Consider the following 18334-nt stretch of genomic DNA (forward strand, 5'->3'; position numbering starts at 1 on the left):
CCTGCACAGAAAGTCCGCCGACGCGGCCGTGCCGCTGGGCAGATTGTCCAGCGAATACGCCAACTATTGCGCACCTTGCAGAGCGGGGCCACCCTTCCCGCATGGCTGCGATTTCTGCGAACACACACCCCGCTCCCGACACCGCACGGCAGGCCGATCCCTTCCCGGTCAAGGGAATGGACGCGGTCGTCTTCGCCGTGGGCAACGCCAAGCAGGCGGCGCACTACTACTCCACCGCCTTCGGCATGAAGGTGGTCGCGTACTCCGGACCGGAGAACGGCAGCCGCGAGACCGCCAGTTACGTCCTGGAGAACGGCTCCGCCCGGTTCGTGTTCACCTCGGTGATCAGGCCGAGCACCGACTGGGGCCGCTTCCTGGCCCGGCACGTGGCCGAGCACGGCGACGGCGTCATCGACCTGGCCATCGAGGTCCCGGACGCCCGCGCCGCGTACGCCTACGCCGTCGAGCACGGCGCGCGGAGCGTCGCCGAGCCGTACGAGGTGAAGGACGAGCACGGCACCGTCGTCCTCGCCGCCATCGCCACCTACGGCGAGACCCGCCACACCCTGGTGGACCGCTCCGGCTACGACGGCCCCTACCTGCCCGGTTACGCCGCCGCCAAGCCGATGGTCGAACCGCCCGCCCAGCGCACCTTCCAGGCCATCGACCACTGCGTCGGCAACGTCGAACTCGGCAAGATGAACGAGTGGGTCGGCTTCTACAACAAGGTCATGGGCTTCACGAACATGAAGGAGTTCGTGGGCGACGACATCGCCACCGAGTACAGCGCGCTGATGTCGAAGGTCGTCGCGGACGGCACCCTCAAGGTGAAGTTCCCGATCAACGAGCCCGCCATCGCCAAGAAGAAGTCCCAGATCGACGAGTACCTGGAGTTCTACGGCGGCGCCGGCGTCCAGCACATCGCGCTGAACACCAACGACATCGTGCAGACGGTCCGCACCATGCGCGCGGCCGGCGTCGAGTTCCTCGACACCCCCGACTCCTACTACGACACCCTCGGCGAGTGGGTCGGCGACACCCGGGTGCCCATCGAGACCCTGCGCGAGCTGAAGATCCTCGCCGACCGCGACGAGGACGGCTATCTGCTGCAGATCTTCACCAAGCCGGTCCAGGACCGCCCGACCGTCTTCTTCGAGATGATCGAACGGCACGGCTCGATGGGCTTCGGCAAGGGCAACTTCAAGGCCCTGTTCGAGGCGATCGAGCGCGAGCAGGCCAAGCGGGGCAACCTGTAACAGCGCTCAGGCGCTGGGCGGCGGCTCGTCCGGTACGTCGCCCAGCGTCCGCAGCGCCTCCTCGGCCACCGGAACCCGCAGCGGTGAGAAGTACGGGTTGAACCGCAGCGCCTGCTGCAGATGCCGGCGCGCGGAAGCCTGCCGGTCCAGCTCCAGCTCGATCAGGCCCCGGTGGAAGGCGTACAGCGCGCTGCGCACCCCGCCGCCCTTCGCCGGGTCCGTCGCGGTGGTGGCGTAGGTCAGCGCCTCCTCGTCGTCGCCGGCCTGGTGCAGCGCCCAGCCGAGCGCGTCGGCCACCTCGATCCCCGGCTGGCGCTCCCACTCCGCCTGCAACCGCTCCACGGCCTCCTGCGGGTCCCCGTGGTCCGCCTCGAACTGCCCGATCAGCAGGTCCTCGTCGGCCCCGGCCGCCATCCGGCGCCGTACCAGCTCCTTCACCCGGCCGTACTGCTCCCGGGCCTGCGCCGCCATCCCGTGCGCCTCGTACAGCTCGCCCAGCTCACAGGCGCCCTGCGGACTCGGAAACCTGGTCAGCGCCGCCCGGTACGCCGCGTACGCCTCCGTGGTGCGGCCCAGCGCCGCCAGCACCCGGCCCCGTCCGGTCAGCGCCGCGCCCTGGTCGGGATCGAGGCGTACGGCGGCCTCGAAGTGCCGCAGCGCGTCCGGCAGGTCCCCGCGCTCCCAGGCCAGCTGCCCCAGTCCGGTCAGATAGGCGGCCTGCTCGGCAGGGGTGCCGGCGGCGGACGCGGCGTCGGTCAGCTGGGCCACCGCGTCCTCGCGCCAGCCCCGGTCCCGGTACACCGCCGAGGCCCGCGCCATCACCGCGGGCCGGGCCGCCGCTCCGGTGCGCAGCCCCAGCAGCTTGTCCAGCGTCGCGCGGGCGTTCTGGTAGTCGCCGAGCCCGGTGTAGGCGTCGATCAGCGGCGGATACGCCGCCCACCGCTTCGGCGCCGCCTTCAGCGCCTGCTCGCCGTACTGTTTCGCCGCCGGGAAGTCGCGGCGCGCCAGGGCCAGCGCGGTCAGCCCGTCCAGCGCCGCGGTGTCCGGTGCCGCCCGCACCCGCAGGGAGGTCCGCAGCGCCTGCTCGGCGCGCGGGTAGTCCGCCGGGTCGGCCGTCCGGCGCGCCCGCGCCACATACGCGGCCCCCAGCACGGCCCACGCGCGCGCGTCCCCGGGCTGCGCCCGCACCCGCTGCTCCTGCTGCCCGATGAGCGCCTCCAGCTGCGGCAGCGCGGCCGGCAGGCCCGAGGTCACCGCCGTCAGCGCCCGCGCCGCCTGCGCCTGGGCCTGGGGACCGGCGGCGGGCGGCCGGCCCGCCCCGTGCGGCCGCTCCCCGGGCGGCAGCGTCAGCGCGGCGCCCGCGGCGACCCCGCCCGCCAGCGCGGTGACCAGCACCCGGCGCCGCCACCGCCGGGACCGGCGCGGCGTCGGCGGCTCGATCGGCGGGGACGTACCCGGCACGCACACTCGGTTGTCCATGGCGCTCACTGTGCGTCAATATGACGATCACATCCGGGTGGCCCAACCGGAGGGCGGCCGGGGTTCACACCGATGGCCGTGAGTGCGACCCTTTGATCATGAGCCGTATCGAAGCGCCCCGCTCCGAAGACGCTGTGGTGACCAACGACCTCACCGACCGGCTCCTGGCCGGCCTGCCCGCCGAGGCCGTCCTGACCGACCCCGACGTCACCGCCTCCTACGCCAACGACATGGCGAGCTTCTGCCCGGCCGGCGCCCCGGCCGTCGTCGTCCTGCCGCGCACCGTCGAACAGGTCCAGCACGTCATGCGCACCGCCACCGAGCTGCGCGTCCCCGTCGTACCGCAGGGCGCCCGCTCCGGCCTGTCCGGCGCGGCCAACGCCACCGACGGCTGCATCGTGCTGTCCCTCACCCGGATGGACCGCATCCTGGAGATCAGCCCCGTCGACCGGATCGCCGTCGTCGAACCGGGCGTGATCAACGCGACCCTGTCCCGCGCGGTCGAGGAAGCCGGCCTGTACTACCCGCCGGACCCCTCCAGCTGGGAGATGTGCACCATCGGCGGCAACATCGGCACCGGCTCGGGCGGCCTGTGCTGCGTCAAGTACGGCGTGACCGCCGAGTACGTGCTCGGCCTGGACGTCGTCCTCGCCGACGGCCGCCTGATGTCCACGGGCCGCCGTACGGCGAAGGGGGTGGCGGGCTACGACCTGACCCGTCTGTTCGTCGGCTCCGAGGGCTCGCTCGGCATCGTCGTCCGGGCCGTCCTCGCCCTGCGGCCCAAGCCGCCGCAGCAGCTGGTGCTGGCCGCGGAGTTCCCCTCCGCGGCCGCCGCCTGCGACGCCGTCTGCCGGATCATGGAGGGCGGTCACGTCCCCTCCCTCCTCGAACTGATGGACCGTACGACCGTCAAGGCCGTCAACGACCTCGCCCACATGGGCCTGCCCGAGACCACCGAGGCGCTGCTGCTGGCCGCCTTCGACACCCCGCACCCCGCCGCCGACCTGGCCGCCGTCGGCGCGCTGTGCGAGGCCGCGGGCGCCACCCAGGTCGTGCCCGCCGAGGACGCGGCCGAGTCCGAGCTGCTGCTGCAGGCCCGGCGGCTCTCGCTGACCGCGCTGGAGGCGGTCAAGGGCACGACGATGATCGACGACGTGTGCGTGCCCCGCTCGCGGCTCGGCGCGATGCTGGAGGGTGTCGAGCGGATCGCCGCCAAGTACGAGCTGACCATCGGCGTCTGCGCGCACGCCGGTGACGGCAACACCCACCCGACCGTCTGCTTCGACGCCCAGGACGCCGACGAGTCCCGGCGGGCCCGCGAGTCCTTCGACGAGATCATGGCCCTCGGCCTGGAGCTGGGCGGCACCATCACCGGCGAACACGGTGTCGGCGTGCTGAAGAAGGAGTGGCTGGCCCGGGAGATCGGCCCGGTCGGCATCGAGATGCAGCGCGCCGTGAAGCACGCCTTCGACCCGCTGGGCATCCTCAACCCGGGCAAGGTCCTCTGAACCCGCCGCCGTACGTCCGGTGCGACGGCTCACTGGGCGAGCAGGTGGTCGAGCGCGTCGTCGATGCCCAGCTGGCCGCCCTCCGTCCCCGGCGGCACCGCCCGCAGCGTCCGCTCCAGCCAGGCCGACACCTGCGGCACGGGCGCCTCCAGCAGCGCGTCCCCGTCCGGCGAGCTCAGCGCCATCAGGACGACACCGCGTCCGTCGGCCTTCGCCGGCCACACCCGTACGTCCCCCTGACCGCACGGCCGGAACACCCCCTCCACCAGCAGCTCGCGGGCGAACGTCCAGTGGACGGGAGCCTCGGAGTTGATGTGGAAGGCGATGTGGACGGCGTACGGATCCGCGGAGCGGTAGCCCAGCCGGGCCGGCACCGGGACGCTGCGCTCCGGCGACAGGATGAGCCTCAGCTCCAGTTCCCGCTCCACCACGATGTGCTCCATGACCTGCGTTCCTTTCCTCGTCCGGGTCTTCAGGGACCGCTCGGGACGGGCCCGTACCAGGGGAGAGGGGGCTGGGGCCGGGCCATTACGCGGGTAGGGGGAAATTTTTTCGCGGACCTGTGGGAGTCCGGTGCGGCGTTGCCCGGAAAGGAGTGGGTCCGGCGGGACTGGCGCTGCGGGCTGCCCCGGTCTGATAGATGTGGAGGCCCCCATCCCGCCCCCGAGCAGATACGGGACGAAGGACATGAGCGCCCCAACCCCGGCCCCAGGTGACGACAGGCCCCGCGAGGGTTACTACCCGGATCCGTCCATCCCCGGATACGTCCGGTACTGGAACGGCGCCTCCTGGGTGCCCGGCACCAGCCGGCCGGCGCCGAAGGACGGCGAACCGCTCAACCCGCCGCCCGGCGTCCGCGCCGCGCCCGCGGCGGTCGAGGAGACGGGCCCGCACTTCTTCGACGAGGACCCGCCCTCCGGACGGGACGAGGCCGGTGCCTGGGGCGCCGACGGCCGGGCCGCGGGGCGGACGGGCGCCGCCGGCCAGGCCGCCGGGCAGCTCGATGCCGGTGACGCCGGCCGGTCCGCCCGGGGCGCCGACCCGCGGGTGCCCGCGGCGGGCTCGGCCCGGCCGGCCGGGCAGGCCGGCCGCACCGACGGCACGGCCGCGGTTGCGCCGGGGGAGGGCGACGACCAGGACTCCGGCGGCACCTTCATCTTCCGGCGGCCGGTCCCGGGGCCGGCGGCCGTCAAGGACGACGGCACCATGACGTTCCGCCCCGTCCCCGGCCAGGGCCGGGGTGCGCAGCCCGGGGCGGGCTCCGGCTTCGGACCGCACGGCGCGGCCCAGGGCCCCGGCTTCGGCGCGCCCGCGTCCGGCCCGGGAGCGGGCGGCCACGACGCGGGTGCGGCCGGTTCGCCCGCGGCGCCCGGGGGCTACGGCCCGCACGTTCCGGCGCAGGGCGCGGGCTTCGGCACCCCCGCCTCCCCTCCCGAAGCCGGGCCCGGTTCCGGCTTCGGCGCACCGGGTCCGGCCCGTCCGGGTCCCGGCATCGGCGGGCAGGGCTCCGGCCCGGGCGCGGTGTCCGGCGGGTCCGCGGCGGCGGGACCGGGCGCGGGACCGGGGGCCGGTACGCCCGGGGCCTCCGGCGGCTTCGGACCGCAGGGCCCCGTCGGCGCGCCCACCCCGCCCTCCGCCTCGTCCTCCCCGGCCCAGGGCCCCGGCTTCGGGGCCGGCAAGGCCGCCGCCGCGCGCGCCGCCGGCCAGGCACCCCAGGCGGCCCAGCCTTCCCAGGCGGCCGTGGCGCCGTCGGTGCCCGCGCAGGGCGGTGCCCCGGCCACCCCGCTGACCAGCGGGCCCGGTGGCGGTCAGGCGTCCTGGGCGCAGCAGGTGCACCAGCTGGCCGGCGGTGGTGACGAGCAGCCGGTGGCGCCGTGGAAGCCGCCGGTGGAGGATCCCTTCCAGGCGGCCGCGCGCCGCCAGGCCGCCGCCCGTCCCGCCGGACTCGGCAAGCGGTTCGCCGCCCGGCTGATCGACAGCCTGGTGCTGGGCGCGGTGACGGCCGCCGCCGCCGTACCGCTCGGCATCCGGGCCGCCGACCACGTCCAGGAGAAGATCGACGCGGCCAGGGTGTCCGGCCACGAGGTCACCGTCTGGCTGCTCGACGGCACGACCGCCACCAGCCTCGGCATCGTCCTCGCCGTCCTGCTGCTCTTCGGCGTCGTGTACGAGGTGCTGCCGACCGCCCGATGGGGCCGCACCCTCGGCAAGAAGCTGCTGGGCATCGAGGTGCGGGACATCGAGGCGCACGAACCCCCGGCGTTCGGCCCGGCGCTGCGCCGCTGGCTGGTCTACAGCGTCCCCGGGCTGCTCGGCATCGGGCTGCTGGGCGTGTTGTGGTGTCTGTTCGACCGGCCCTGGCACCAGTGCTGGCACGACAAGGCGGCCCACACCTTCGTCGCCGGCTGACGGAACGTCGCCGGCGGGCGGTACCCGCTCCCCCGTCCGGCCGCCCGCCGGATGCGGAACCGGCCCTTTCGCGGTGCACTCGGGCCATGAGCAGCGAACCGCCCCCCGGATCCGGGGAGCAGCCACCCGAGGACGACCCGTTCAGGAAGCGGCCCCCGTCGGACCGGGGACAGGGGCCGGGCTCGCCGTACGACACCCCGTCCGGCGGCGCCCAGCCGCCCCCGCCCCCGCCGCCACCGGGCGGCGCACCGCCTCCTCCCCACGGCGGCGGGCCGTACGGCGGCACCGGCCCCTACGGGGGCGACCCCTATGGCGCCGGTGCCGGCGGTTACCCCGCCGACCCGCTGGCCGGTATGCCCCCGCTCGCCGACAGCGGCAGGCGGACGCTCGCGCGGATCGTCGACATGATCCTCGTCGGTATCGTCGTCTGGCTGCTCACCTGGGCGTTCGGTGTGCGCGAGTACCAGGTCGACGGAGACCAGGTCGAGGTCGGCCGGTCGGTGGCGCAGTCGGTCATCGCGGCCGTCCTGTACATCGCCTACGACACCTTCATGATGGCCAGGCACGGCCAGACCCTCGGCAAGCGGTGGCTGGGCATGCGGGTGGCGAACCTGGACGACGGAGCGACCCCCTCGGTGCAGGCCAACCTCATCCGCGCCCTGGTGCTGTGGCTGCCGTTCGCCTTCTGCTGCGCCTGTATCTGGACGGCGATCTCCGGCGGCTGGAGCTTCTTCGACAAACCGTACAAGCAGGGCCTGCACGACAAGGCGGCCAAGACGGTGGTGGTCAGCGTCCGTTGAGCGCCGCGGGTGAGGCGCCGGCGATGTTATGGGCGGCCATGCGAAAGCGGCGGGCCCGTGGGGAACACGGGTCCGCCGCCGTCGTGTGCGCCGTCGTTCACAGTGCTGTGGACACCGGCTGTTCCTGGGGTGCGGACTCGGCGGATCCGGCCGCCGCCCCGGTCGTGCGGACCGTCGGCAGCGGCACCGTCATCGCCACGAGCAGCCCGAGGGCCAGTGCCGCGAGGGCGATGACGGTGATCCCGAGGCCCGAACTCGTCTGGGACAGCAGCAGCATGGCGAGCGTCGAGAAGAAGACGGTGCAGGAACCGTAAACGAGCTGTGCGGCAGTCGGACGAGGCATGGCAATCGTGTCCTAGGAAGACTTCGGGGGCTGAGGCGTGCCGTTCGACTCTCTTCGCGTGCATGCCCGAACGGAGTGCCTGGTAAGCGTGACCTAACCCACGGTACGGGGTGCATGGGGGGCGCACGGAGTCATGGGGTGGAGGCATAGGCCGCGAGCAGGTTCGTAAAGCGGACGCCACATCCGCATAGTGCACTTGGCCTGCACAAGTCAAGGACTGTCTTTTCTTCTAAACCTCTAGTCAAATTACGGCACTTGATTACACGCGTTGATCTTGCGCGCACGGATCCCTCCATGACCCGGAACCCCCTGTCCGTGCGCGCGGCGCGGGGGAGGAACTCAAGTGACCAGCAGATCCTGGACGTTCAGAGCTGCCGCGATCGGGGTGACGCTCGCGGCGGCCTCCGCCACGTTCGCCACGTTCGCCGTCGCGGAGGCGAGCACCCAGGCCCGGTCCGCCGCCGCCAACCGGCACGACCCGGCCCCGGTGAACCAGCGGGCGCACGACCTGGACGGCCCGCTGAGCAAGACCCGGGAAGCCCAGCGCCAGGAGGCGCTGAACCAGCTCGTGTCGGGCAAGGCCAAGGCCCAGGACCGGCACGGCTCCAAGGTCGTGGAGCTCAAGAGCCGCAAGGGCAAGAGCAAGTACGTCGAGCTCAGCCGCGAGAAGACCGACAAGATCTTCACGATCCTGGTGGAGTTCGGGGACAAGACCGACCCCAAGTTCGGCGGCACGGCCGGCCCGCTGCACAACACCATCGCCGCGCCGGACCGCAAGCAGGACAACTCGACGGCCTGGCAGAAGGACTACAACCGGAAGCACTACCAGGACCTCTACTTCGGCACCGGCAAGAAGACCGAGTCGCTGAAGAAGTACTACGAGAAGCAGTCCTCGGGCCGCTACTCGGTCGACGGCGAGGTCTCGGACTGGGTCAAGGTCCCCTACAACGAGGCCCGCTACGGCAACAACGCCTGCGGCCAGACCAACTGCCCGAGCGTGTGGAACGTCGTCAGCGACGGCCTGAACGCCTGGGTGGCCCAGCAGAAGGCGGCCGGCAAGTCCGACGCCGACATCAAGAAGGACCTCGCCCAGTACGACCAGTGGGACCGCTACGACTACGACCACGACGGCAACTTCAACGAGCCCGACGGTTACGTCGACCACTTCCAGATCGTGCACGCCGGTGAGGACGAGTCCGCGGGCGGCGGCGCCCAGGGCAAGGACGCGATCTGGGCCCACCGCTGGTACGCCTTCGGCACCGACAAGGGCGCCACCGGCCCCGAGTACAACAAGCTGGGCGGCGCGCAGGTCGGCGACACCGGTGTCTGGGTCGGCGACTACACCATCCAGCCGGAGAACGGCGGCCTCGGCGTCTTCGCCCACGAGTACGGCCACGACCTCGGCCTGCCGGACGAGTACGACACCGACGGCGGCGACAACTCCACCGGCTTCTGGACCCTGATGTCCTCCGGCTCCTGGCTCGGCACCGGCAGGGAGTCCATCGGCAACCTGCCGGGCGACATGAACGCCTGGGACAAGCTGCAGCTCGGCTGGCTGAACTACGACACCGCCAAGGCCGGTACGCAGTCCACGCACAAGCTGGGCGTCGCCGAGTACAACACCTGGAACAAGCAGGCCCTCGTGGTCAACCTGCCCGACAAGGCGGTCACCACCACGATCACCGAGCCGGCCGAGGGCAAGAACCAGTGGTGGAGCGGCAGCGGCAACGACCTGAACAGCACGCTGACCCGGTCCGTGGACCTCACCGGCAAGTCGTCGGCGAAGCTGGACCTGGACGGCTGGTGGGCCACCGAGGACGGCTTCGACTACGTCTACACCGAGGTGTCGACCGACGGCGGCGCCAACTGGACGGCTCTGGACGGCACGGCGGACGGCCAGGCCATCCCGCGTGACGCCGGCGGCAAGCCGGCGCTGACCGGCTTCTCGCAGATGCACAAGCAGCTGTCGTTCCCGCTCGACGCCTACGCGGGCAAGAAGATCGACCTGCGCTTCCGCTACGCCACCGACGGCGGTGTCGCGGAGAACGGCTTCACGGCCGACCGGATCAGCGTGACCGCCGACGGCACCGCCCTCTTCTCGGACAACGCCGAGACGCAGGACCCCGCTTGGACGTCGAACGGCTTCTCCCGCATCGGCGCGTCCTTCACCAAGGACTACAAGCAGTACTACATCGCCGAGAACCGGCAGTACGTGTCGTACGACAAGACGCTCAAGACCGGCCCGTACAACTTCGGTTCGGCCAAGCGCCCCGGCTGGGTGGAGCACTACCCGTACCAGAACGGCCTGCTGATCTGGAAGTGGGACACCTCCCAGGCGGACAACAACACCAACGCCAAGGACCACCCGGGCACCGGTCTGATCCTGCCGATCGACTCCCACCCGACGGCGCTGAAGTGGTCCGACGGCACGCTGATGCGCAACCGCATGCAGGCCTACGACTCCCCGTTCAGCCTGTACGGCACCGACGGCATCACACTGCACAAGGCCGACGTCGCGACGACGGTCAAGGCGTCGAAGGGTGTTCCGGTCTTCAACGACCACACCAGCACGTACTACGACCCCACGAACCCGGCCGGGGGCGTGAAGGTCACTGACACCAACACCAAGATCACGATCGTCAAGGAGGCCAAGAACGGCTCGACGATCTTGCTCAAGGTCGGTCCCGCGGTGAAGTAGTCGGCATCTCCGCAGGTCAGACGCGTATCGGCGGCAACCCCTTGGCGGGTTGCCGCCGATCGTGTTTAGGTGCGTCCTGTGGACCGCTTATTGACACCGACCGAAACGGGGATGTGACCGCATGGCCGCTGGAGGCTTCTGCAAGCTGCCGAACGGCACGGTCGTGGTGGCACTGAACCTGCCCTACGGCACCGCCGGAGTGCGGGTCCTGGTGCACGCCCAGAACCGGGCCAGGGCCCTGACCAGGCTCCGCAACCTGGGCCTGCGCGCGATCTACCTCCGGGGGAACGCCGCGCCCCCGACCCCGGACGAGATCACGGCCGTCCTGCACCACCCGGACGGCCTGATATGGCGCACGGCACCGCCGGACAACGGTGTCATGGTGAACGAGCTGTGGCATCCCATCCGGGCCCTGCTGCGACCTGCGGCGGTGCAGCAGGGGTGACGCGGGCTGCGGGGGACCGGCGGTCAGCCGCTGACGACGGGCTTCCCCGTCAGCTCCACGCCCGCCTCCCGCAGCTCCTCCAGTGCCCTCTCCGTCGTCTGCGGGGACACACCCGCCGTGAGGTCCAGCAGGACCTGGGCGCGGAAGCCCTCCCTCGCGGCGTCCAGGGCGGTGGCCCGCACGCAGTGGTCCGTGGCTATGCCGACCACGTCGACCTCGTCGATGTGGCGGGCGCGGAGCCAGTCGGCGAGCGGGACGCCGTTCTCGTCGGTGCCCTCGAAGCCGCTGTAGGCCGCCGAGTAGGCGCCCTTGTCGAAGACCGCGTCGACCGCGCCGGAGGCGACGGCGGGGGCGAAGTTCGGGTGGAAGCCGACGCCCTCCGTGCCCGCGACACAGTGCGCGGGCCAGGAGTGGACGAAGTCGGGGTTGTCGGCGAAGTGGCCGCCGGGCGCGATGTGGTGGTCGCGGGTGGCCACCACGTGCCGGTACCCGGTGCCGGCCGCCTGGCCGATCAGCTCCGTGATGGCGGCGGCCACGTCCGCACCCCCGGCCACCGCGAGGCTGCCCCCCTCGCAGAAGTCGTTCTGCACATCTACGACGATCAAGGCGCGGCGCATGGTGGGTGTCCTTCGACTAAGAGTTAAGTAACTGAGCCTAGAGACTTCGGGGCCCGTGCGGGAGAGGGCGTCCGGGGAGGCGGACCACGGTCCCGCCGTTAGCTACCCGAGCGCCCGTGGACGTACTCCGTCGGAATGACGGGTTCCCCTCGGGACAGCTGGGTCGCGGAGAGCGGGAGATTCGCCCGGGCGGCGATGTGGCGCTCCCGGGGGACGTCCAGGGGTTCCCGGGCTATCACGTCACCGCCCTTGACCAGCTGCACCAGCAGCCGGCGGTCGGCGAGCTCCGCCGGGACCGGGCCGGTGCCCACGACCTCGGCCTCCGCCACCCCGTCCTCGTCCAGCCGGCGCGCCGCCCACTTGCGGCCCCCGACGGAGGTCTTGCCGCCGCTGGACTTCTTCGCGACCGGTACCAGCGGTGCCTTCGGGTCGCCGGACTCGGCGCGGGCGACCAGCTTGTAGACCATGGAGCAGGTCGGGTGCCCGGAGCCGGTGACCAGCTGGGTGCCGACGCCGTACGCGTCCACGGGGGCGGCGGCCAGCGAGGCGATCGCGTACTCGTCCAGGTCCGAGGTCACGATGATCTTCGTGTCCGTCGCGCCCAGCTCGTCCAGCTGCTGCCGCACCCGGTGCGCCACGAGCAGCAGGTCGCCGGAGTCGATGCGGACCGCGCCCAGCTCGGGCCCGGCCACCTCCACCGCCGTGCGGACGGCCTCGGCGACGTCGTAGGTGTCCACCAGCAGGGTGGTGCCCCGGCCGAGGGTGTCGACCTGGGCCTGGAAGGCGTCCCGCTCGCGGTCGTGGAGGAGGGTGAAGGCGTGGGCGGAGGTGCCGACGGTCGGGATGCCGTAGCGGAATCCGGCCGCCAGGTCGGAGGTGGTCGCGAAGCCGCCGACGTAGGCCGCCCGGGCCGCGGCGACGGCCGACAGCTCGTGGGTGCGGCGCGCGCCCATCTCGATCAGCGGGCGCTCCCCGGCGGCGGAGGCCATACGGGAGGCGGCGGCGGCGATCGCGGAGTCGTGGTTGAGGATGGAGAGGATGACCGTCTCCAGGAGCACGCACTCGGCGAAGGTGCCCTCGACGCGCATGACCGGCGAGCCCGGGAAGTACACCTCGCCCTCGGGGTAGCCCCAGATGTCCCCGCTGAAGCGGTAGTCGGCCAGCCACTCCAGGGTGGCCTCGTCCACGATCTTCCGCTCGCCCAGGAAGCCGAGGACGCCCGCGTCGAAGCGGAAGTTCTCCACCGCGTCCAGGACCCGTCCGGTGCCCGCCACCACGCCGTAGCGGCGCCCGTCCGGCAGCCGCCGGGTGAAGACCTCGAAGACGCTCCGCCGTTCGGCCGTACCGGCCTTCAGGGCGGCGCGCAGCATCGTCAGCTCGTACTGGTCCGTGAAGAGCGCCGTCGACGGAACATCCACCGGCAGCCCAAGGTCCGCTGTGTTCATGACCATGGATCGTACTCCTATTTCGTCAGTGTGACGATTTCTGGAGCCCGTGGCAGCATGGGCACTGTGACGTCACCCGCGCCCGTAGAGATCGAACGCACCGAGTCGGCGGAAGAGGTCTTCGCCGTACCCGAGCCGGACGTCCCCTGGGTCACCATCGTGCACAACGACCCGGTCAACCTCATGAGCTATGTGACCTACGTCTTCCAGACGTACTTCGGGTACACCAAGGACAAGGCGACGAAGCTCATGCTCGACGTCCACCACAAGGGCCGGGCGGTCGTCTCCAGCGGGAGCCGCGAGGAGATGGAGCGCGACGTGCAGGCGATGCACGGTTACGGACTGTGGGCCACCCTGCAGCAGGACCGGAAGTAGCGAATCCACTTACATGCCCGGACATTTCGAACCGCTTCCCGGCGGCGGCGCGGCCGTCGCGCTCGACGACGTCGAGATCTCCATCATCCGGTCGCTGGCCGTCCAGCTCCTGGAGCTCATCGGCCCCGGCCCCGGCGCCGACAGCCCCAAGGACCCGCTGGCCGAGCTGTTCGCCGAGGGCCCGAGCGAGCCGCCCGCCGACCCGGTGCTCAAGAGGCTCTTCCCGGACGCCTACAGCGATCCGGAGCAGCCCCCCGGCTCGCCCGCCGAGGCCGAGGAGCGCCAGGCCCACTCCGCCGAGTTCCGCCGCTACACCGAGAACGACCTGCGGGCCGGCAAGCGGGAGAACGCGCTCGCGGTGATCCGCGCCCTGGACGCGCTGACCCCGGTGGACGCGGGCGGTGCGGTGCTGAAGCTGACGCCGGAGGAGTCCCGGCAGTGGCTCGGCGCCCTCAACGACCTGCGGCTCGCGATCGGCGCCCGGCTGGAGATCACCGACGAGGACGACACCGATCTGCTCTACGTCCTCCCGGACGAGGACCCGCGCAAGCCGATGGTGATGGCCTATCTGTGGCTCGGCGGGCTCCAGGAGACCCTGGTCGCCACGCTTATGCCGTAATCCGGGAGATTTCATCACCGGCAGGTGTTCGCTCAGCGGACGCTCAAATCCGGATAACGATCCTGTTACCGTTGCGGCCTGGTTTGCCGCATTCGGGCGCCGTTTGTCCGCTTTTACCTGTGCGATGCGCCACAGTGCCCCTCTGTGATCAACATTGCGGCCGTGATAAATCTTCACGACCGCCCGGCGAACACCACCCACGTTCGGCCGGGTGCGCCACCGAGCCGACGACCGTCGGCCAGGCAACAACTCCATCAATCCGGGGGGATCGAAACCCGGTCCGAGGCCGACGAAAGGCCCGGGTCGGCATGGAGAAAGGCGCACCACACATGACCTCATCGCAGGTCGACCAGCTCCGTGACGGCGACGAGGCCGCGCGGGCGGAGGGCAGCGAGGGCGGCGAGGGGTATCAGCGCGGGCTCGGGTCCCGGCAGATCCAGATGATCGCCATCGGCGGTGCCATCGGCACCGGTCTGTTCCTCGGCGCGGGCAAGGGCATTTCCAAGGCCGGCCCCAGCCTGATCCTGGCGTACGCCGTCGCGGGCCTCGTCATCTTCCTGATCATGCGGGCGCTCGGCGAACTGCTGATGTACCGCCCGGTGTCGGGCTCGTTCTCGGAGTACGCGCGCGAGTTCATCGGCCCCTTCGCGGGCTTTGTGACCGGGTGGACGTACTGGCTGTTCTGGGTGGTCACCGGCATCACCGAGGTCACGGCCGCGGCCGCCTACATGACGTACTGGTTCGACATCCCGCAGTGGGTCTCCGCGCTGATCTTCACGATCGTGCTGTACGGCGCCAACCTGATCTCCGTGAAGCTCTTCGGTGAGCTGGAGTTCTGGTTCTCCATGGTCAAGGTCACCGCGATCATCGGCATGATCCTGATCTGCGCCGGCATCCTCACGATCGGCTTCTCCGACGCCGGCGACACCGCCTCCGTGAGCCACCTGTGGAACGAGGGCGGCTTCTTCCCGCACGGTGTCGGCAGCACGCTGATGACCCTGCAGATGGTCATGTTCGCCTTCCTTGCCGTCGAGCTGGTCGGTGTGACCGCGGGCGAGTCCAAGGACCCCGAGAAGGTGCTGCCCAAGGCGATCAACACCGTGCCGTGGCGCATCGCCGTCTTCTACGTCGGCGCGCTGATCATGATCCTGTCGGTCGTGCCGTGGACGAACTTCCACCCGGGTGTGAGCCCGTTCGTCGCCGCCTTCCAGAAGATGGGCCTGGCCGCCGGCGCCGGCATCGTCAACTTCGTCGTCCTGACGGCCGCGCTGTCCTCCTGCAACTCCGGCATGTACTCCACCGGCCGCATGCTGCGCGACCTGGCGCTCAACAGCCAGGGCCCGAAGGTGTTCACCAAGCTGACCCGCAGCGGCACCCCGCTGGTCGGCACCACGTTCTCCGCCGCGCTGATGCTGGTCGGCGTCTGGATCAACTACCAGTGGCCGGGCAAGGCGTTCGACTACGTCGTCTCCTTCGCGACCATCTCCGGCATGTGGGCCTGGATCGTCATCCTGGCCTGCCAGATCCTCTACCGGCGCAGGGCCAAGGCCGGCCTGCTGCCGCAGAGCAGGTTCCGCATGCCGGGAGCGCCGTACACGAGCTACTTCGCGCTCGCGTTCATCTTCATGGTGATCGTGCTCATGGGCATCGACAAGGACGCCCGGGTGTCGCTTTACTGTGCACCGCTGTGGGCCGCGATCCTCGGCGTCTCCTACTGGGTGCTCAAGCGCCGCAACCCCGGGGCCGCGGCCTTCCGCAAGCGCTGACCTTCCCCTCCGGGACGTCCGGCCGCACGGGGCTCTCGTGGCGCTCCGCTGCGGCTGCCGCTCAGGACGTCCGGCATATGGGCCGTTCCGTACCATCCCTCGGTACGGAACGGCCCTTCTGCTTATCCTGACGGACATGCTGACCATCACGCAGGCCGTCGTCGACCAGATCGTCGCCCACGCCCGCAAGGACCACCCCGACGAGGCGTGCGGTGTCGTCGCGGGCCCGGCGGGCTCCGACCGCCCGGAGCGCTTCATCCCGATGCTGAACGCGGCCATGTCGCCGACGTTCTACGAGTTCGACTCGGGTGACCTGCTCAAGCTCTACCGCGAGCTGGACGACCGCGACGAGGACCCGGTGATCATCTACCACTCCCACACCGCGACCGAGGCCTACCCGTCCCGGACCGACATCTCCTACGCCAACGAGCCCGGTGCGCACTACGTCCTGGTGTCCACCGCCGACACCGACGGGATGGGCGAGTTCCAGTTCCGCTCCTTCCGGATCGTGGACGGCGAGGTCACGGAGGAGGAGGTCAGGGTCGTGGACTCCTACTGATCCCGCGATGCGGTCAGATTTCATCCAGCATGCGAGATCACACTCCGATGGCCGGACCGGGAATCGTTACGATGAGCGCATGGTTCTGAACGACGTGAGCGAGAACGCGCCGGGCATGCTGCTCGTGGCGCGGCTGCACGTCGACCTGTGCAGGCTGAACAGCGCCATCTGTTGACGTTCCCTGCCGCCGTACGGCCGTGAGCCGCGGCGTGCCGCCGTGTGCCCAGACCCGACTTTTCCCGACAGGAGCCGCAATCATGGCCATCGAGGTCCGCATCCCCACCATCCTCCGCACGTACACCGACGGTCAGAAGGCGGTGGAGGGCAGCGGTGAGACCCTCGCCGAGCTGTTCGCCGACCTCGAAAGCCGGCACACGGGCATCCAGGCCCGCATCGTGGACGGCGACCAGCTGCGCCGGTTCGTGAACGTCTACCTGAACGACGAGGACGTCCGGTTCCTGGACGGCATCAACACCAAGCTGTCCGACGGCGACAACGTCACGATCCTGCCGGCCGTCGCCGGCGGCATGCGCTGATCGGCCGCTGAGCAGCGATGCGCTACGACTCCCCGCTGGCCGCGGTGGGCAACACCCCCCTGGTGCGCCTGCCGCGGCTGTCGCCGTCCCCCGACGTCCGCATCTGGGCGAAGCTGGAGGACCGCAACCCCACGGGCTCGGTCAAGGACCGCCCCGCCCTGCACATGATCGAGCAGGCGGAGAAGGACGGCCGGCTCACCCCGGGCTGCACGATCCTGGAGCCGACCAGCGGCAACACCGGCATCTCGCTGGCCATGGCGGCCAAGCTCAAGGGCTACCGCATGGTGTGCGTGATGCCGGAGAACACCTCGCAGGAGCGCCGGGACCTGCTCGGCATGTGGGGTGCCGAGATCATCTCCTCGCCGGCCGCGGGCGGCTCCAACACCGCGGTCCGTGTGGCCAAGGAACTGGCCGCCGAGCACCCCGACTGGGTGATGCTCTACCAGTACGGCAACCCGGACAACGCAGGCGCCCACTACGCCACGACCGGCCCCGAGATCCTGGCCGACCTCCCCTCGATCACCCACTTCGTCGCGGGCCTCGGCACCACCGGCACCCTGATGGGCGTCGGCCGCTATCTGCGCGAGCACCGGCCGGGCATCCAGATCGTGGCCGCCGAACCGCGCTACGACGACCTGGTGTACGGCCTCAGGAACCTCGACGAGGGCTTCGTACCCGAGCTGTACGACGCCTCCGTCCTCACCAGCCGCTTCTCGGTCGGCTCGGCCGACGCGGTCACCCGCACCCGTGAACTCCTGCGGCAGGAGGGCATCTTCGCGGGCGTGTCGACCGGTGCCGCCCTGCACGCGGCGATCGGCGTGGGCAGGAAGGCGGTCAGGGCGGGGGAGTCCGCCGACATCGTCTTCATCGTGGCCGACGGCGGCTGGAAGTACCTGTCCACCGGCGTCTACACGGCGGCCACCACCGAGGAGGCCATCGAGACGCTGCAGGGCCAGCTCTGGGCGTAGCCCGCCTCGATCAAGCGCGTGTCAGCCCCCTCTCATGAGGGGGCTAAGTCGTTCCTATGGCCGGGCAAAGAATTCCTTTGAGTACTGCCGGTGATTCCCGGGCCAGGGCTACGTTCCTCGCGCACAGTGTCATGCTCATGGCTGCGCGCTTGCCGCCGCTCGCGCGTCACGGGCCTGCCCCATCCAGTGCGAAACCCCACGTCAACGGAGGCAGTACCCCCATGCGTGAGTCACGTCCGAGCCGGCGGAGACGCAGTCTGCGAAGACTCGTCGCCGTCGCCTTCCCCGCCCTCGCCCTCACCGTCGCCGGTCTCGCCGCGGCACCGGCGGCCGGGGCCCAGCCCGCAGCGCCCCACCCCCACATCTCCAAGGTCACGCAGAACAACAAGGCGCTGACCGCCCCCGAGCGGCAGACCTACCACGCCACCGGCAAGGCCGGACAGAAGGTCCCCACGACCCATCTGTGCGCCACCGCCGAGCCCGGGCACGCGTCCTGCTTCGCCCAGCGCCG

18 protein-coding genes and 1 pseudogene are annotated in these 18334 nt (G+C 71.0%); 14 read left to right on the forward strand and 5 right to left on the reverse strand.

The features are described 5' to 3' along the window. Positions 1–101: 101 nt before the first annotated feature. Entirely contained in the window at positions 102–1256 is a 1155-nt protein-coding gene (gene hppD, locus ABT171_RS32420; RefSeq protein ID WP_351249960.1) for a 4-hydroxyphenylpyruvate dioxygenase, read from the forward strand. 6 nt (positions 1257–1262) lie between these two features. Here hppD and ABT171_RS32425 read toward each other — a convergent pair whose 3' ends face one another. Then, positions 1263–2735 carry a tetratricopeptide repeat protein gene (locus ABT171_RS32425; RefSeq protein WP_351249961.1) on the reverse strand — a complete coding sequence of 491 codons (1473 nt, stop codon included), beginning with the start codon at positions 2733–2735 and terminating at the stop codon, positions 1263–1265. 92 nt (positions 2736–2827) lie between these two features. Here ABT171_RS32425 and ABT171_RS32430 point away from each other — a divergent pair, with 92 nt between their 5' ends. After that, the gene (locus ABT171_RS32430) at positions 2828–4243 is read left to right on the forward strand and encodes an FAD-binding oxidoreductase (RefSeq protein WP_503077352.1); all 1416 of its coding nucleotides are present in this window, start codon (positions 2828–2830) and stop codon (positions 4241–4243) included. A 29-nt stretch (positions 4244–4272) separates the two neighbouring features. Here ABT171_RS32430 and ABT171_RS32435 read toward each other — a convergent pair whose 3' ends face one another. Beyond that, positions 4273–4686 (reverse strand): SsgA family sporulation/cell division regulator, encoded by a 414-nt coding sequence (locus tag ABT171_RS32435; protein ID WP_351249963.1) that lies wholly within the window; start codon positions 4684–4686, stop codon positions 4273–4275. Positions 4687–4930: 244 nt separating this feature from the next. Here ABT171_RS32435 and ABT171_RS32440 point away from each other — a divergent pair, with 244 nt between their 5' ends. Together ABT171_RS32440 and ABT171_RS32445 are read left to right on the forward strand one after the other, a co-directional pair. Next, a complete protein-coding gene (locus tag ABT171_RS32440; RefSeq protein ID WP_351249964.1) occupies positions 4931–6652 on the forward strand; it encodes an RDD family protein in 1722 nt (573 codons plus the stop codon). Positions 6653–6738: 86 nt separating this feature from the next. Beyond that, positions 6739–7452 carry an RDD family protein gene (locus tag ABT171_RS32445; RefSeq protein WP_351249965.1) on the forward strand — a complete coding sequence of 238 codons (714 nt, stop codon included), beginning with the start codon at positions 6739–6741 and terminating at the stop codon, positions 7450–7452. 97 nt (positions 7453–7549) lie between these two features. Here the strand turns inward: ABT171_RS32445 and ABT171_RS32450 are convergent, their stop codons facing one another. After that, a complete protein-coding gene (locus tag ABT171_RS32450; RefSeq protein WP_351249966.1) occupies positions 7550–7795 on the reverse strand; it encodes a hypothetical protein in 246 nt (81 codons plus the stop codon). A 343-nt stretch (positions 7796–8138) separates the two neighbouring features. On the opposite strand from ABT171_RS32450, the gene ABT171_RS32455 reads away from it, so the two are divergent. Together ABT171_RS32455 and ABT171_RS32460 are read left to right on the forward strand one after the other, a co-directional pair. Next, a complete protein-coding gene (locus ABT171_RS32455) occupies positions 8139–10493 on the forward strand; it encodes an immune inhibitor A domain-containing protein (protein ID WP_351249967.1) in 2355 nt (784 codons plus the stop codon). Between the two features lie 121 nt (positions 10494–10614). Next, on the forward strand, positions 10615–10938 hold the full coding sequence (locus ABT171_RS32460; protein ID WP_351249968.1) for a hypothetical protein: 324 nt from the start codon (positions 10615–10617) through the stop codon (positions 10936–10938). Between the two features lie 23 nt (positions 10939–10961). Here the strand turns inward: ABT171_RS32460 and ABT171_RS32465 are convergent, their stop codons facing one another. Together ABT171_RS32465 and ABT171_RS32470 are read right to left on the reverse strand one after the other, a co-directional pair. Continuing rightward, positions 10962–11555 (reverse strand): nicotinamidase, encoded by a 594-nt coding sequence (locus ABT171_RS32465; RefSeq protein WP_351249969.1) that lies wholly within the window; start codon positions 11553–11555, stop codon positions 10962–10964. 98 nt (positions 11556–11653) lie between these two features. Beyond that, complete coding sequence (locus tag ABT171_RS32470; protein ID WP_351249970.1) at positions 11654–13000, reverse strand: nicotinate phosphoribosyltransferase; 1347 nt, start codon at positions 12998–13000, stop codon at positions 11654–11656. Between the two features lie 57 nt (positions 13001–13057). Here ABT171_RS32470 and clpS point away from each other — a divergent pair, with 57 nt between their 5' ends. The 8 genes and pseudogenes from clpS to ABT171_RS32510 form a co-directional block, all read left to right on the forward strand. Continuing rightward, on the forward strand, positions 13058–13375 hold the full coding sequence (gene clpS / locus ABT171_RS32475) for an ATP-dependent Clp protease adapter ClpS (protein ID WP_069780588.1): 318 nt from the start codon (positions 13058–13060) through the stop codon (positions 13373–13375). Positions 13376–13388: 13 nt separating this feature from the next. Then, positions 13389–13994 carry a DUF2017 domain-containing protein gene (locus tag ABT171_RS32480; protein ID WP_351249971.1) on the forward strand — a complete coding sequence of 202 codons (606 nt, stop codon included), beginning with the start codon at positions 13389–13391 and terminating at the stop codon, positions 13992–13994. 329 nt (positions 13995–14323) lie between these two features. Further along, the gene (locus tag ABT171_RS32485; RefSeq protein WP_351249972.1) at positions 14324–15760 is read left to right on the forward strand and encodes an amino acid permease; all 1437 of its coding nucleotides are present in this window, start codon (positions 14324–14326) and stop codon (positions 15758–15760) included. Between the two features lie 136 nt (positions 15761–15896). After that, a complete protein-coding gene (locus ABT171_RS32490) occupies positions 15897–16319 on the forward strand; it encodes a M67 family metallopeptidase (RefSeq protein WP_351249973.1) in 423 nt (140 codons plus the stop codon). Positions 16320–16398: 79 nt separating this feature from the next. Next, positions 16399–16494 (forward strand): putative leader peptide, encoded by a 96-nt coding sequence (locus ABT171_RS32495; RefSeq protein WP_351249974.1) that lies wholly within the window; start codon positions 16399–16401, stop codon positions 16492–16494. Between the two features lie 82 nt (positions 16495–16576). After that, positions 16577–16855, forward strand: a complete 279-nt coding sequence (locus tag ABT171_RS32500; RefSeq protein ID WP_351249975.1) for a MoaD/ThiS family protein — start codon at positions 16577–16579, stop codon at positions 16853–16855. Between the two features lie 17 nt (positions 16856–16872). Next, entirely contained in the window at positions 16873–17823 is a 951-nt protein-coding gene (locus ABT171_RS32505) for a PLP-dependent cysteine synthase family protein (protein WP_351249976.1), read from the forward strand. A 221-nt stretch (positions 17824–18044) separates the two neighbouring features. Next, positions 18045–18334, forward strand: a pseudogene (locus ABT171_RS32510) (hypothetical protein); the annotation flags it as partial.

Origin of the sequence: Streptomyces sp. NPDC001851 (assembly GCF_040297165.1) — a bacterium.
In the GTDB taxonomy this organism is placed as follows: domain Bacteria; phylum Actinomycetota; class Actinomycetes; order Streptomycetales; family Streptomycetaceae; genus Streptomyces.